At 69.1% G+C, this 14,469-nt stretch carries 11 protein-coding genes and 1 rRNA gene; 10 read left to right on the plus strand and 2 right to left on the minus strand.

Going from position 1 to position 14,469, the window contains the following annotated elements:
* Nucleotides 1–119: 119 nt before the first annotated feature.
* The 6 genes from eccD (at nucleotide 120) to PS271_RS21995 (ending at nucleotide 7,367) form a co-directional block, all read left to right on the plus strand.
* Nucleotides 120–1,574 (plus strand): type VII secretion integral membrane protein EccD, encoded by a 1,455-nt coding sequence (eccD, locus tag PS271_RS21970; protein WP_398383954.1) that lies wholly within the window; start codon nucleotides 120–122, stop codon nucleotides 1,572–1,574.
* 370 nt (nucleotides 1,575–1,944) lie between these two features.
* A complete protein-coding gene (rpsO, locus tag PS271_RS21975) occupies nucleotides 1,945–2,232 on the plus strand; it encodes a 30S ribosomal protein S15 (RefSeq protein WP_045934183.1) in 288 nt (95 codons plus the stop codon).
* 265 nt (nucleotides 2,233–2,497) lie between these two features.
* Nucleotides 2,498–4,723, plus strand: coding sequence for a polyribonucleotide nucleotidyltransferase (locus PS271_RS21980; RefSeq protein ID WP_398383957.1), 2,226 nt, complete (start codon nucleotides 2,498–2,500; stop codon nucleotides 4,721–4,723).
* Complete coding sequence (locus PS271_RS21985) at nucleotides 4,720–6,099, plus strand: M16 family metallopeptidase (RefSeq protein WP_398383959.1); 1,380 nt, start codon at nucleotides 4,720–4,722, stop codon at nucleotides 6,097–6,099. Before PS271_RS21980 ends, PS271_RS21985 begins: the two co-directional genes overlap by 4 nt.
* 51 nt (nucleotides 6,100–6,150) lie before the next feature.
* Complete coding sequence (gene dapB, locus PS271_RS21990; protein ID WP_398383961.1) at nucleotides 6,151–6,903, plus strand: 4-hydroxy-tetrahydrodipicolinate reductase; 753 nt, start codon at nucleotides 6,151–6,153, stop codon at nucleotides 6,901–6,903.
* A gap of 5 nt (nucleotides 6,904–6,908) precedes the next feature.
* On the plus strand, nucleotides 6,909–7,367 hold the full coding sequence (locus tag PS271_RS21995) for a hypothetical protein (protein ID WP_398383963.1): 459 nt from the start codon (nucleotides 6,909–6,911) through the stop codon (nucleotides 7,365–7,367).
* A gap of 16 nt (nucleotides 7,368–7,383) precedes the next feature.
* Here the strand turns inward: PS271_RS21995 and PS271_RS22000 are convergent, their stop codons facing one another.
* Both PS271_RS22000 and PS271_RS22005 read right to left on the minus strand, forming a co-directional pair.
* A complete protein-coding gene (locus PS271_RS22000) occupies nucleotides 7,384–7,953 on the minus strand; it encodes an SCO5741 family PH domain-containing membrane protein (protein WP_398383965.1) in 570 nt (189 codons plus the stop codon).
* Between the two features lie 124 nt (nucleotides 7,954–8,077).
* On the minus strand, nucleotides 8,078–8,320 hold the full coding sequence (locus PS271_RS22005) for a hypothetical protein (RefSeq protein ID WP_120759614.1): 243 nt from the start codon (nucleotides 8,318–8,320) through the stop codon (nucleotides 8,078–8,080).
* Nucleotides 8,321–8,544: 224 nt separating this feature from the next.
* On the opposite strand from PS271_RS22005, the gene thyX reads away from it, so the two are divergent.
* The 4 genes from thyX (at nucleotide 8,545) to PS271_RS22025 (ending at nucleotide 14,331) form a co-directional block, all read left to right on the plus strand.
* On the plus strand, nucleotides 8,545–9,294 hold the full coding sequence (gene thyX, locus PS271_RS22010; protein WP_398383966.1) for an FAD-dependent thymidylate synthase: 750 nt from the start codon (nucleotides 8,545–8,547) through the stop codon (nucleotides 9,292–9,294).
* 182 nt (nucleotides 9,295–9,476) lie between these two features.
* A complete protein-coding gene (gene dapA / locus PS271_RS22015; protein WP_398383967.1) occupies nucleotides 9,477–10,379 on the plus strand; it encodes a 4-hydroxy-tetrahydrodipicolinate synthase in 903 nt (300 codons plus the stop codon).
* Between the two features lie 177 nt (nucleotides 10,380–10,556).
* Nucleotides 10,557–12,242 carry a ribonuclease J gene (locus tag PS271_RS22020; RefSeq protein WP_030369805.1) on the plus strand — a complete coding sequence of 562 codons (1,686 nt, stop codon included), beginning with the start codon at nucleotides 10,557–10,559 and terminating at the stop codon, nucleotides 12,240–12,242.
* 565 nt (nucleotides 12,243–12,807) lie between these two features.
* Nucleotides 12,808–14,331 (plus strand): 16S ribosomal RNA (locus PS271_RS22025).
* Nucleotides 14,332–14,469: the final 138 nt, after the last annotated feature.

A 14,469-nucleotide genomic window follows, 5' to 3' on the forward strand; every position in this document is an offset into this window, starting at 1 on the left:
GATAGGGTGGCCGCACAGTCGCGCACAGCCGCGCGCGGGCCGGCCCGCACGGGGCGGGAACAGCCGCCCGCGGAGCACGGCCGCGCACCGTGAACCAAGTGAATCAAGGGGCCTGATAGGTGAGTACGCCCGCTGCGACCGGCTTCTGCCGAGTGACCGTCGTCGCGCCCGACAGCCGGATAGACGTCGCCCTGCCGGACGACATCGCCGTCGCCGACGTGTACCCGGAGATCCTGCGCCTGACCGGCCAGACCCAACCGGCCGGCACCCCCACCGGTTACCACCTCGTACGCCGTGACGGCACCGTCCTCGACAGCGCCCGCTCGCTCGCCGCCCAGCGCGTCCTCGACGGCGACCTGCTCGCGCTGCGCCCCTTCGCGGAGTCCCTGCCGCCCGCCGTGCACGACGACGTCAGCGACGCCGTCGCCTCCGCCGTCACCCGCGACCACACCCTCTGGAACGACGGCCTCCTGCGGGCCTGCGGCCTGGCCGGCGGGGCGCTGCTGCTCGCCCTCATGGGCCTCGCCCTGTGGTTCGCCGACCCCGTCCGGCACGACATGCACGGACTGCCGGGCGCCGTCGCCGCCGCTGCCGGCGTGCTGCTGACGGCCCTCGCGGGCGTACGGGCCCGGGTGTACGCGGACCGGGCGTCCGCCGTCGCCCTGGGCCTCGCCGCCCTCCCGCACGTGATGATCGCCGGAGCAGGGATCCTCGCCCCCGCCCCGGGCGAGGGGGCGGGGCGGCTGCAGTTCCTGCTGGGCTGCGCGACGGTGCTCGTCGCCGCCGCCGTGCTCGTCGCCGTCATGCCGGCCGGCGACGCCCCCTTCGTCGCCGCCCTGGCCGCCGCGGCCACCGGCACCGTGGCCGCCTTCTGCGCCGTCCTCACCGAGGCCCGCCCGGCCGACGCCGCAGCCGTCTGCGCCGTCGTCGCCATAGGGGCCATCGCCTTCCTGCCCGGCCTCTCCGCCCGCGTCGCCCGCCTCCCCATCGGCTACGCCGCCCCGCGCGCCGCGGTCACCGCGGACCGGACGCCCTCCCGCGGCGGCGCCCCGCAGGCCGACCCCGTGGACGCCCCGCGCATCGCCGCCCAGGTCCGCCGCGGCCACGAGCTGCTGCTCGGGCTCGTCGGCGGCTGCGCGGCCGTCGTGACCGGCTCCACGGCCGTCCTGGCCTTCACCCCGGGCGGCGGCCCCTGGCCCCGGCTCCTCGCCCTCGCCGCCGGCCTGGCGATGCTGCTGCGCGCCCGCCTCTTCCGCTACACCGCCCAGGTCGCCGCCGTCCTCGGGGCGGGCCTCGCGGCGCTCGTGCTGCTCGTCCTCGGCCTCTCCCTCCTGCCTCCCGCCGGCGCGGCCGGCGGCTCCCTCGACGTCCGTACGCTCTGGCTGGCCGCCGCGGTCACCCTTGGTGGCGGCCTGCTCACCGCTGTCGCCCTGATCGTCCCCGCCAAGGGCCTGTCACCCTTTTGGGGGCGCGTCTCCGACCTGGCCGAAAGCACCCTGCTCCTGGCGCTCGTACCCTTGTGCCTGGCGGTCCTCGACCTGTACTCGGCGGCCCGGAGCCTCTCGGCGGGCTGAGGCGTCCGCATGAGGCGGCCGCACGGGGCGGTCACGGGACGCCCGCATGAGGCCGGGACCAGCCCCGCACGGGCGCCCGCATGAGGCGGCACCCCCGCCCCGCATGAGGCGGCGGCCGACCCCGCCGCATGAGGCCCCCACGCAGCCCCCGCATGAGGCCCGCGCCACCAGCCCCCGCCCCCTCCGCGGCCAGCCCCCTGGCCCGGCCTGGTACTCTGTGCAACGGCCGTTTGTGTACGCGCCTCCGGAGTGCCTTCACCGGCCTCTGGGGACAGCGCCCAGCGGACCCCGCCTCCCGAGTAACGGAAGCTCCCCTGAGTAAGAGACCAGGGGCACTCGGTGGCCAAAAGACACTCAGAAGGAGTACCGCGTGTCGCTCGACGCCGCTACGAAGAAGCAGATCATGGCCGAGTTCGCCACCAAGGAGGGCGACACCGGCTCCCCCGAGGTCCAGGTCGCCATGCTGACCCGCCGCATCTCGGACCTGACCGAGCACCTCAAGCAGCACAAGCACGACCACCACTCCCGTCGTGGTCTGCTGCTCCTGGTCGGCCAGCGTCGCCGCCTGCTGCAGTACCTGGCCAAGAAGGACATCACGCGCTTCCGCGCCCTGGTCGAGCGCCTCGGCATCCGCCGCGGTGCCGCCGGCGCCAAGTAAGACACCGTGAAGGGAGCGGTTCCCACCATCTGGGAGCCGCTCCCTTTGCGTATCTCGTGGACAGCAGAACCTTTGTAGTCTGGTGTCCACGACGGCACGAGTGCCGAACCGTACGAGGAGGAGCGCTCCGCTCGCCGCCGGTCCTCGGTAGTGGCCCCCGGATCAGGGAAATCCGGGTGCTTCGATCGAAGACCGGCCAGCACAGACGCTCCTCCGCCACCGTCCCCGCCACACGGGCCGGGACGCAGACGAGGAGATATCCCTGGTGGAGAACGAGACCCACTACGCCGAGGCCGTCATCGACAACGGCGCCTTCGGCACCCGCACCATCCGCTTCGAGACGGGCCGCCTGGCCAAGCAGGCCGCCGGTTCCGCCGTGGCGTACCTGGACGACGACACCATGGTGATGTCGGCGACCACCGCTTCCAAGAAGCCCAAGGACCAGCTCGACTTCTTCCCCCTGACCGTGGACGTCGAGGAGCGGATGTACGCGGCCGGCAAGATCCCCGGCTCCTTCTTCCGCCGTGAGGGCCGGCCCTCCGAGGACGCCGTCCTCACCTGCCGCCTGATCGACCGCCCGCTGCGCCCCTCCTTCAAGAAGGGCCTGCGCAACGAGATCCAGATCGTCGAGACGGTCATGGCGCTCAACCCCGACCACCTGTACGACGTGGTCGCCATCAACGCCGCCTCCTGCTCCACGCAGCTCGCGGGCCTGCCCTTCTCCGGTCCGATCGGCGCCACCCGCGTCGCCCTGATCAAGGGCCAGTGGGTCGCGTTCCCGACCCACACCGAGCTCGAGGACGCCGTCTTCGACATGGTCGTGGCCGGCCGCGTCCTGGAGGACGGCGACGTCGCGATCATGATGGTCGAGGCCGAGGCCACCGAGAAGACCATCCAGCTGGTCAAGGACGGCGCCGACGCCCCCACCGAGGAGGTCGTCGCCGCCGGTCTCGAGGCCGCGAAGCCCTTCATCAAGGTGCTGTGCCGCGCCCAGTCCGAGCTCGCCTCCAAGGCCGCCAAGCCCGAGGGCGAGTTCCCGGTCTTCCTGGACTACCAGGACGACGTCCTGGCCGCCCTGACCAAGGCCGTCCGCGGCGAGCTCGCCCAGGCGCTCACCATCGCCGGCAAGCAGGAGCGCGAGGCCGAGATCGACCGCGTCAAGGAGATCGCCGCCGAGAAGCTCCTGCCGGAGTTCGAGGGCCGCGAGAAGGAGATCTCCGCCGCGTACCGCTCGCTGACCAAGTCCCTGGTCCGTGAGCGCGTCATCAAGGAGAAGAAGCGCATCGACGGCCGCGGCGTGACGGACATCCGTACGCTCGCCGCCGAGGTCGAGGCCATCCCGCGCGTCCACGGCTCCGCCCTGTTCGAGCGTGGCGAGACCCAGATCCTGGGCGTCACCACCCTCAACATGCTCCGCATGGAGCAGCAGCTGGACACCCTCTCCCCGGTGACCCGCAAGCGCTACATGCACAACTACAACTTCCCGCCGTACTCCGTCGGTGAGACCGGCCGCGTCGGTTCGCCGAAGCGCCGCGAGATCGGCCACGGCGCCCTGGCCGAGCGGGCCATCGTGCCCGTCCTGCCGACGCGCGAGGAGTTCCCGTACGCCATCCGCCAGGTCTCCGAGGCGCTCGGCTCCAACGGCTCGACCTCCATGGGCTCGGTCTGCGCCTCCACCATGTCGCTGCTGAACGCCGGTGTGCCCCTGAAGGCCCCCGTCGCCGGCATCGCCATGGGCCTGATCTCCGAGGAGATCGACGGCAAGACGCACTACGTCGCCCTCACCGACATCCTCGGTGCGGAGGACGCGTTCGGCGACATGGACTTCAAGGTCGCCGGTACGAAGGAGTTCGTGACCGCGCTCCAGCTCGACACCAAGCTGGACGGCATCCCGGCCTCCGTCCTGGCCGCGGCCCTCAAGCAGGCCCGCGACGCCCGTCTCCACATCCTCGACGTGATGATGGAGGCCATCGACACGCCGGACGAGATGTCCCCGAACGCCCCGCGGATCATCACCGTCAAGATCCCCGTGGACAAGATCGGTGAGGTCATCGGCCCCAAGGGCAAGATGATCAACCAGATCCAGGAGGACACCGGCGCCGAGATCACGATCGAGGACGACGGCACCATCTACATCGGTGCCGCCGACGGCCCGGCCGCCGAGGCCGCCCGTGCCACGATCAACGGCATCGCCAACCCGACCATGCCGGAGGTCGGCGAGCGCTACCTGGGTACGGTCGTCAAGACCACCACCTTCGGTGCCTTCGTCTCCCTCATGCCGGGCAAGGACGGTCTGCTGCACATCTCGCAGATCCGCAAGCTCGCTGGCGGCAAGCGCGTGGAGAACGTCGAGGACGTGCTCGGCGTGGGCCAGAAGGTCCAGGTCGAGATCGCCGAGATCGACCAGCGCGGCAAGCTCTCGCTGATCCCGGTCATCGAGGGCGAGGACGGCGACAAGGCCGACGAGACCAAGGACGAGTCCGCCAAGTGACGTCCCGTAGTACACGGAAGACGGCCCGCACCTCCTCGGAGGGGCGGGCCGTCGCCCGTACCCAAACGCTTCTCAAGGGCGAGAACGGCATCGGCACGGTCCGCCGCACCACCCTCCCGGGCGGTCTGCGCATCGTCACCGAGACCCTGCCGTCCGTGCGCTCCGCGACCTTCGGCATCTGGGCCAACGTCGGTTCCCGCGACGAGACCCCGGCCCTGAACGGCGCCACCCACTACCTGGAGCACCTGCTCTTCAAGGGCACGGCCAAGCGCAGCGCGCTTGACATCTCCTCGGCCATCGACGCCGTCGGCGGCGAGATGAACGCGTTCACGGCCAAGGAGTACACGTGCTACTACGCGCGCGTGCTCGACACCGACCTGCCGCTGGCCATCGACGTCGTCTGCGACATGCTCACGGGCTCGCTGATCGACGCGGCGGACGTGGACGCGGAGCGCGGCGTGATCCTCGAAGAGATCGCGATGACGGAGGACGACCCCGGCGACTGCGTGCACGACCTGTTCGTGCACACCATGCTGGGCGACACCCCCCTGGGCCGCCCCGTGCTCGGCACGGTCGACACCATCAACGCCCTCACCCGCGACCAGATCGCGCGCTTCTACAAGAAGCACTACGACCCCACGCGCCTGGTCGTGGCCGCCGCGGGCAACGTCGACCACGCCAAGGTCGTCCGCCAGGTCCGCGCCGCCTTCGACCGGGCCGGCGCCCTGCACCGTACGGACGCGACGCCCGTCGCCCCGCGCTCCGGCGCCCGTACGATCCGCACGGCCGGCCGCGTGGAGGTGCTCGGCCGCAAGACCGAGCAGGCGCACGTCGTCCTCGGCATGCCGGGCCTGGCGCGCACGGACGACCGCCGCTGGGCGCTCGGCGTGCTCAACACCGCCCTCGGCGGCGGCATGAGCTCCCGGCTCTTCCAGGAGGTCCGGGAGAAGCGCGGCCTCGCCTACTCCGTCTACTCCTACACCTCGGGCTACGCCGACTGCGGCCTCTTCGGCGTCTACGCCGGCTGCCGTCCGAGCCAGGTCCACGACGTGCTGAAGATCTGCCGCGACGAGCTCGACAAGGTCGCGTCGGAGGGCCTCCCGGACGAGGAGATCAGCCGCGCCGTGGGGCAGCTCGCGGGCTCCACCGTCCTCGGCCTGGAGGACACCGGTGCGCTCATGAACCGCATCGGCAAGAGCGAGCTGTGCTGGGGCGACCAGATGTCGGTCGACGACATGCTGGCCCGCATCTCGGCCGTCACCCCGGACGAGGTCCGCGAGGTGGCCCGCGATGTACTGGGACAGCGTCCTTCGCTGTCCGTCATCGGCCCGCTGAAGGACAAGCAGGCCGCACGCCTGCACGAGGCCGTTTCTTAAATCGACTGGTCGACAATCGCCTGGTCGAGGGGTTCGAAGGAAGCAGGGACGATGAGCAAGCTGCGCGTGGCGGTCATCGGCGCCGGGGGCCGGATCGGCTCCGAGGCCGTACGGGCCGTCGAGGCCGCCGACGACATGGAGCTGGTGGCCGCGCTGGGCCGGGGCGACAAGCTGGAGACGCTGACCGGGGCGGGAGCCCAGGTCGCGGTCGAGCTGACGCACCCCGACTCGGTCATGGAGAACCTGGAGTTCTGCGTCCGCAACGGCATCCACGGCGTCGTCGGCACCACCGGCTGGACCGAGGAGCGCCTCGCGCGGCTGGACTCCTGGCTGGCGGCGTCCCCCGCCACCGGCGTGCTCATCGCCCCGAACTTCTCCATCGGGGCCGTCCTGACCATGACCTTCGCCCGGCAGGCGGCCCGCTTCTTCGAGTCCGCCGAGGTCGTCGAGCTGCACCACCCGAACAAGGCCGACGCCCCCTCGGGCACGGCCACCCGCACCGCGCAGCTCATCGCGGCCGCGCGGCGCGAGGCGGGCTGCCCCCCGCAGCCCGACGCCACCACGACGGCCCTGGAGGGCGCACGGGGCGCCGACGTCGACGGCGTGCCCGTGCACGCGGTGCGGCTCCGCGGCCTCCTGGCCCACCAGGAGGTGCTGTTCGGCGACACCGGCGAGACGCTCACCATCCGGCACGACTCGCTGCACCACAGCTGCTTCATGCCGGGCATCCTGCTCGGCGCACGGCGCGTCGTGGCGACCCCGGGCCTGACGTTCGGCCTGGAACACTTCCTGGATCTGGGCTGAGCACCGTGCGCGCCAAAATCGTCTACTTCGCCCTGGCCGCCGTCCTGGTCGTCTACTTCGTCCTGGTCGGCAGCCGCGGGGTGATGCTCCTCCAGCAGGGCACCGCCGTCACCATCGCCTTCGGCGCGGCGGTGCTGGTCCTGCCGTTCATCGGGGCCTGGTTCCTCTACCAGACCACCAAGTTCGCGCGCGACGCCAACCGCCTGGCGCGCGAGCTGGACGCCGAGGGCGGCCTGCCGGTGGACGAGCTGGTACGGACCCCGGCCGGCCGCATCGACCGGGACTCCGCGGACGCGGTCTTCGCCAAGCGCAAGGCCGAGACCGAGGACGCCCCGTCCGACTGGCGCGCCTGGTTCCGGCTGGCCGTCGCCTACCACGACGCCCGGGACACCCCCCGCGCCCGCAAGGCCATGCAGCGGGCGATCGCCCTCCACGACGGCAAGCCCGTACGGGTGGACGCGTAGCGGCGCGCAGGAGGGCCTAGGCGCGGCGGTAGTCCGCCGCCCAGCCCTCCACCGCGTCGCACGCGATGTCGAAGGCCTGGGGCCGGCCGAGGAAGTCCGCCCCGTGGCTGGTGACGAGCGTCGCCAGCGGCGCACCGCCCGCACGCTCCACCACGACGGCCTGCCCCTGCACGGTGCGGGGGAGACCCAGCCACCGCACGGGCTGCTGCACGGTGCGCACGGCCGTCACCTCCGCCCAGGGCACCGTCTTCGCGGACAGCAGCCGTACGTGCCGCAGCCCGTCCTCGCCCACCCACACGCCGACCCGCACGAGGCGGACAGCCGTCACGATCACCAGGACGGCGACGGCCACACAGACGCCCGCGACGGGCAGCGGCCCGGCCACCGCGATGATCATCGCGGCGAAGAGGACGTACGAGGCGAGCAGCAGCAACAGCGCGGTGACGCCCACGCGCCACGGACCGGGCCGGTACGGGCGCTGCCGGCGGGCAGGGGCCTCGTCGTACCCGGCGGGCGTGACGGCCGCGGCGGTGGCGGGCGCGAGCTCCTCGACGTCGCGGTCGGCGGTCAGAAAGGGCAGGGGCACGACGTTTCCTCACTCATCAGCACGCACGCTCGAATGGCTGTGCCCGGTGAGGCTATAGAAAAGGGCGGGACCCGGGCACACCAGGGTCGGTGCGCCGGATCCCACCCTCGGTGGTCACCTGCCGTCAGCGGCCGTCCGAGGCCTCGGAACGCTGCGACTGGTGCGTGTCCTGCACGCTGGGCTGCAGCGACGGCATCCCGAACAGCAGCGCTCCGACCAGCCCCGTCGCCACCGTCAGACCCACGAGCACACGGCCGGCTATCTGCGAGCGGCTCGCGCGTTCTCGGGGCGGCGGCGTGACGTTGCTGCGGTAGCGCTCGGCCTCGGCGACGAAGGCGAACGGCACGGGCTCTCGCCGGCGGAACATGATGGGGGCTCTCCTAGGAACCTCGAAAACGTGCTGTCGTACATAGGGACGAGCGAAGACGGCTCCAGGTGCCCGTTTTCGGGGACTTCTGTGAAAAATCTCAACCAGTGAGCAGCTTCCCCCTGCCGCGGCGGGGCCGTAAGGGGACCGCTTGCGGACCGGCTGTCAGTGGCGGCCCGTAGGCTGGGCGCCGCCCGAGCACTGCACCTGGAAGGACCCCGCCGGTGACCGACAGCCCCACCGAGACCGCCAAAGAAGCCGAGCCGACGTTCCGCGGCGATGTGACCGTCGAGCTGGTCAAGCACAGCGCTGCCGACTCCGACGTGCTGTGGGCGGCCCGCGTCTCCACCGCCGGCGAGCAGTCCCTGGAAGAGATCACCAAGGACCCGGAGCGGTCCAAGGGGCTGATCAACTTCCTGATGCGCGACCGCCACGGAAGCCCCTTCGAGCACAACTCGATGACGTTCTTCATCAGCGCGCCGATCTTCGTCTTCCGCGAGTTCATGCGCCACCGCGTGGGCTGGTCGTACAACGAGGAGTCCGGCCGCTACCGCGAGCTGCAGCCCGTCTTCTACGTCCCGGACGCCGAGCGCAAGCTCGTCCAGGAGGGCCGCCCCGGCAAGTACGTCTTCGTCGAGGGCACCGACGCGCAGCACGAGCTCACCACGCGCGTCATGGAGAACACCTACCGCGAGGCCTACGAGGCCTACCAGGAGATGCTGGCCGCCGGCGTGGCCCGCGAGGTCGCGCGCTCGGTGCTGCCGGTCGGCCTGTTCTCGTCCATGTACGCCACGTGCAACGCGCGCTCGCTGATGCACTTCCTCGGCCTGCGCACCCAGCACGAGCAGGCGGCCGTCCCCTCCTTCCCGCAGCGCGAGATCGAGATGGTCGGCGAGAAGATGGAGGCCGAGTGGGCGAAGCTCATGCCGCTCACGTACGCCGCGTTCAACAAGAACGGCCGCGTCGCTCCCTGAGGGGAGGGGGCAAGCCGTACGGGCCGGTAGCTTAGGTGTCCGTATTGCGGCTTTTCGTGGCTTTAATCTAGTCTGAAAAGACGGACCCGGCACTGCTTGAACCCCCGAGCAGGCAGTGCCGGGATCCCTTTGGCACTCCCCGAGGGGGCACCTCACGGTGAGCAACGAGTAGCGTGGCCCTCATGGCTCCGACCTCCACACCGCAGACGCCCTTCGGGCGGGTCCTGACCGCCATGGTCACGCCCTTCACCGCTGACGGTGCTCTCGACCTCGACGGCGCGCAGCGGCTCGCCACCCACCTTGTGGACGCCGGCAATGACGGCCTGATCGTCAACGGCACCACCGGCGAGTCCCCCACCACCAGCGACGCGGAGAAAGCACAGCTCGTACGAGCTGTGGTCGAGGCGGTCGGAGACCGCGCCCACGTGATCGCCGGAGCCGGCACCAACGACACCCACCACAGCGCCGAGCTGGCCCGCGCCGCCGAGAAGGCGGGCGCCCACGGCCTCCTCGTCGTCACGCCGTACTACAACAAGCCCCCGCAGGAGGGCCTGGTCCGGCACTTCACGGCCGTCGCCGACGCCACTGGTCTCCCGGTGATGGTCTACGACATCCCCGGCCGCAGCGGCGTCCCCATCGAGACGGAGACGCTCGTCCGGCTGGCGGAGCACCCCCGCATCGTCGCCAACAAGGACGCCAAGGGCGACCTGTCCGCGACGAGCTGGGCCATCGCCCGCTCGGGCCTCGCCTGGTACTCGGGCGACGACATGCTGAACCTGCCGCAGCTCGCCGTCGGCGCCGCCGGCTTCGTCTCCGTCGCGGGCCACTTCGTCGCCGGCGACCTGCGCGCCATGACCGACGCCTTCCTGTCCGGCGACAACGCCAAGGCCACGGCGATCCACCAGAAGCTGCTCCCGGTCTTCACCGGCCTCTTCCGCACCCAGGGCGTCATGACGACCAAGGCCGCCCTGACCCTCCAGGGACTGCCCGCGGGCCCCGTGCGGCTGCCCCTCGTCGAGCTCACCGAGCAGGAGACCGAGCAGCTCAAGCGCGACCTCACGGCGGGCGGCGTCCAGCTCGGCTGACGGCGCCCCGGCGCACGGCCCCCGCGCGGACCGGACCGCCCAAGAACTTCACAACTGAATACGCCAGGACTTCACACGGGACTTCACAACTGAAGACCGAAAACAACTGCAAGTGCACGAAGGTCGCGCGCGCCATGTGCCCTGAGGGCATGTGGCGTGCGTGGTGAGGAGAGTCTTTTGAGCCACCCGCATCCTGAACTCGGTCCCCCGCCGAAGCTGCCCGAGGGCGGCCTGCGCGTCACGCCGCTCGGCGGCCTGGGGGAGATCGGCCGCAACATGACGGTCTTCGAATACGGAGGCCGCCTGCTGATCGTCGACTGCGGAGTGCTCTTCCCTGAGGAGGAGCAGCCCGGAATTGACCTGATCCTGCCCGATTTCTCGTCCATCCGTGACCGCCTCGACGACATCGACGGCATCGTGCTCACGCACGGTCACGAGGACCACATCGGCGGTGTCCCCTACCTGCTCCGCGAGAAGCCGGACATCCCGCTGATCGGCTCCAAGCTGACCCTGGCCCTCATCGAGGCCAAGCTCCAGGAGCATCGCATCCGCCCGTACACCCTCGAGGTCGCCGAGGGCGACCGCGAGCGTCTGGGCCCCTTCGACTGCGAGTTCATCGCGGTCAACCACTCCATCCCGGACGCGCTGGCCGTGGCCATCCGCACCCCCGCGGGCATGGCCGTGCACACCGGTGACTTCAAGATGGACCAGCTTCCGCTGGACCGCCGCCTCACCGACCTGCCGGCCTTCGCCAGGCTGGGCGAAGAGGGCATCGACCTGCTGCTCGTGGACTCCACGAACGCCGAGGTCCCCGGCTTCGTGCCGCCCGAGCGCGACATCTCCGGCGTGCTGCGCCAGGTGTTCGCGGGCGCGCAGAAGCGCATCATCGTGGCGAGCTTCGCCAGCCACGTGCACCGCATCCAGCAGATCCTCGACGCCGCCCACGAGTACGGGCGCCGCGTCGCCTTCGTCGGCCGCTCGATGGTCCGCAACATGGGCATCGCCCGCGACCTGGGCTACCTGCGGATCCCCGCGGGCCTCGTCGTGGACGTGAAGACCCTGGACGACCTGCCGGACGACGAGGTCGTGCTGGTCTGCACGGGCTCCCAGGGCGAGCCGATGGCGGCGCTGTCCCGGATGGCCAACCGCGACCACCAGATCCGGATCGTCCAGGGCGACACCGTCATCCTGGCCTCGTCGCTCATCCCGGGCAACGAGAACGCGGTCTACCGCGTGATCAACGGCCTCACCCGCTGGGGCGCGAACGTCGTCCACAAGGGCAACGCGCGGGTCCACGTCTCGGGCCACGCCTCCGCGGGCGAGCTGCTGTACTTCTACAACATCTGCAAGCCCAGGAACCTCATGCCGGTGCACGGCGAGTGGCGCCACCTGCGGGCCAACGCGGAGCTCGGCGCGCTCACGGGCGTCCCGAAGAACCACATCGTGATCGCCGAGGACGGCGTCGTGGTCGACCTGGTCGACGGCGCGGCGAAGATCGTCGGCAAGGTCCAGGCGGGTTACGTGTACGTGGACGGCCTCTCGGTCGGCGACGTCACGGAGACCTCGCTGAAGGACCGCCGCATCCTCGGTGACGAGGGCATCATCTCCGTGTTCATCGTGGTCGACAGCACGACGGGCAAGGTGGTGAGCGGGCCGCAGATCCAGGCGCGGGGCTCGGGCATCGACGACGCCGCGTTCTCCGCGGTCGTTCCGAAGATCGAGGAAGTGATCGGCAAGTCCGCGTCCGACGGGGTCGTGGAGCCGCACCAGCTCCAGCAGCTCGTCCGCCGGACGATGGGCAAGTGGGTCTCCGACACCTACCGCCGGCGCCCGATGATCCTCCCTGTCGTCGTCGAGGTCTGACGCTTCGTCAACCGAACGGACGGCCGCCCCGGTGCCGATTTGCATCCGGGCGCGGCCGTCCAGTAGGTTTACGGCTCCACCGCGGCGGGAACGCCCAAACGTTCGTGATGAACTCGAACGTGAAGGATCGTTCCGGGCCGGTGGGAAATTCCGACCGGAGAGATCTGATAAAGTCGGGATCACCGCCGGAAAGCGAAAGCTGAAAGGCGAAACCCCGCTCCAACAGGGGGCCGGAAACGGAATCCGAACCGACTGCTTCTTTTAGAAGCGGGGGGAACGGAAAACGGATCTGGTAAGGTTGGAAACAACGAAGGGAAGCGCCCGGAGGAAAGCCCGAGAGGGTGAGTACAAAGGAAGCGTCCGTTCCTTGAGAACTCAACAGCGTGCCAAAAGTCAACGCCAGACTATAAAATACCCCGTCTCCGGTCATCTTTGATCGGGACGCGGTTCCTTTGAAAAGTCCTTCCTCTAGAGGAAGGCACACAGCGAGGACGCTGTGAACGACCGGGATTATTCCTCCTGGTTGTTCCGCTCTCGTGGTGTATGACCCGATTACGGGTAAACATTCACGGAGAGTTTGATCCTGGCTCAGGACGAACGCTGGCGGCGTGCTTAACACATGCAAGTCGAACGATGAAGCCCTTCGGGGTGGATTAGTGGCGAACGGGTGAGTAACACGTGGGCAATCTGCCCTGCACTCTGGGACAAGCCCTGGAAACGGGGTCTAATACCGGATATGACCTTTGAGGGCATCTTCAAAGGTGGAAAGCTCCGGCGGTGCAGGATGAGCCCGCGGCCTATCAGCTTGTTGGTGGGGTGATGGCCTACCAAGGCGACGACGGGTAGCCGGCCTGAGAGGGCGACCGGCCACACTGGGACTGAGACACGGCCCAGACTCCTACGGGAGGCAGCAGTGGGGAATATTGCACAATGGGCGAAAGCCTGATGCAGCGACGCCGCGTGAGGGATGACGGCCTTCGGGTTGTAAACCTCTTTCAGCAGGGAAGAAGCGAAAGTGACGGTACCTGCAGAAGAAGCGCCGGCTAACTACGTGCCAGCAGCCGCGGTAATACGTAGGGCGCAAGCGTTGTCCGGAATTATTGGGCGTAAAGAGCTCGTAGGCGGCTTGTCACGTCGGATGTGAAAGCCCGGGGCTTAACCCCGGGTCTGCATTCGATACGGGCAGGCTAGAGTTCGGTAGGGGAGATCGGAATTCCTGGTGTAGCGGTGAAATGCGCAGATATCAGGAGGAACACCGGTGGCGAAGGCGGATCTCTGGGCCGATACTGACGCTGAGGAGCGAAAGCGTGGGGAGCGAACAGGATTAGATACCCTGGTAGTCCACGCCGTAAACGTTGGGAACTAGGTGTGGGCGACATTCCACGTCGTCCGTGCCGCAGCTAACGCATTAAGTTCCCCGCCTGGGGAGTACGGCCGCAAGGCTAAAACTCAAAGGAATTGACGGGGGCCCGCACAAGCAGCGGAGCATGTGGCTTAATTCGACGCAACGCGAAGAACCTTACCAAGGCTTGACATACACCGGAAACGGCCAGAGATGGTCGCCCCCTTGTGGTCGGTGTACAGGTGGTGCATGGCTGTCGTCAGCTCGTGTCGTGAGATGTTGGGTTAAGTCCCGCAACGAGCGCAACCCTTGTCCTGTGTTGCCAGCATGCCCTTCGGGGTGATGGGGACTCACAGGAGACTGCCGGGGTCAACTCGGAGGAAGGTGGGGACGACGTCAAGTCATCATGCCCCTTATGTCTTGGGCTGCACACGTGCTACAATGGCCGGTACAATGAGCTGCGATACCGTGAGGTGGAGCGAATCTCAAAAAGCCGGTCTCAGTTCGGATTGGGGTCTGCAACTCGACCCCATGAAGTTGGAGTTGCTAGTAATCGCAGATCAGCATTGCTGCGGTGAATACGTTCCCGGGCCTTGTACACACCGCCCGTCACGTCACGAAAGTCGGTAACACCCGAAGCCGGTGGCCCAACCCTTGTGGAGGGAGCCGTCGAAGGTGGGACTGGCGATTGGGACGAAGTCGTAACAAGGTAGCCGTACCGGAAGGTGCGGCTGGATCACCTCCTTTCTAAGGAGCATATAGCCGACTGCAAGCGAATGACTTGCACGGTTGCTCATGGGTGGAACGTTGACTATTCGGCACAGTTCAGGATCTCCCTGTTAGTACTGCTTCGGCGTGGAACACAGAGAGTGAGTGGCTGGGCCG

Source organism: Streptomyces sp. SCA2-17 (assembly GCF_044336695.1).

Coding starts and splice junctions, on each gene's coding strand:
- dapB (WP_398383961.1), top strand. CDS start 6,151: ATGAGCAAGCTGCGCGTGGCGGTCATCGGCGCCGGGGGCCGGATCGGC.
- dapA (WP_398383967.1), top strand. CDS start 9,477: ATGGCTCCGACCTCCACACCGCAGACGCCCTTCGGGCGGGTCCTGACC.
- PS271_RS22005 (WP_120759614.1), bottom strand. CDS start 8,320: ATGTTCCGCCGGCGAGAGCCCGTGCCGTTCGCCTTCGTCGCCGAGGCC.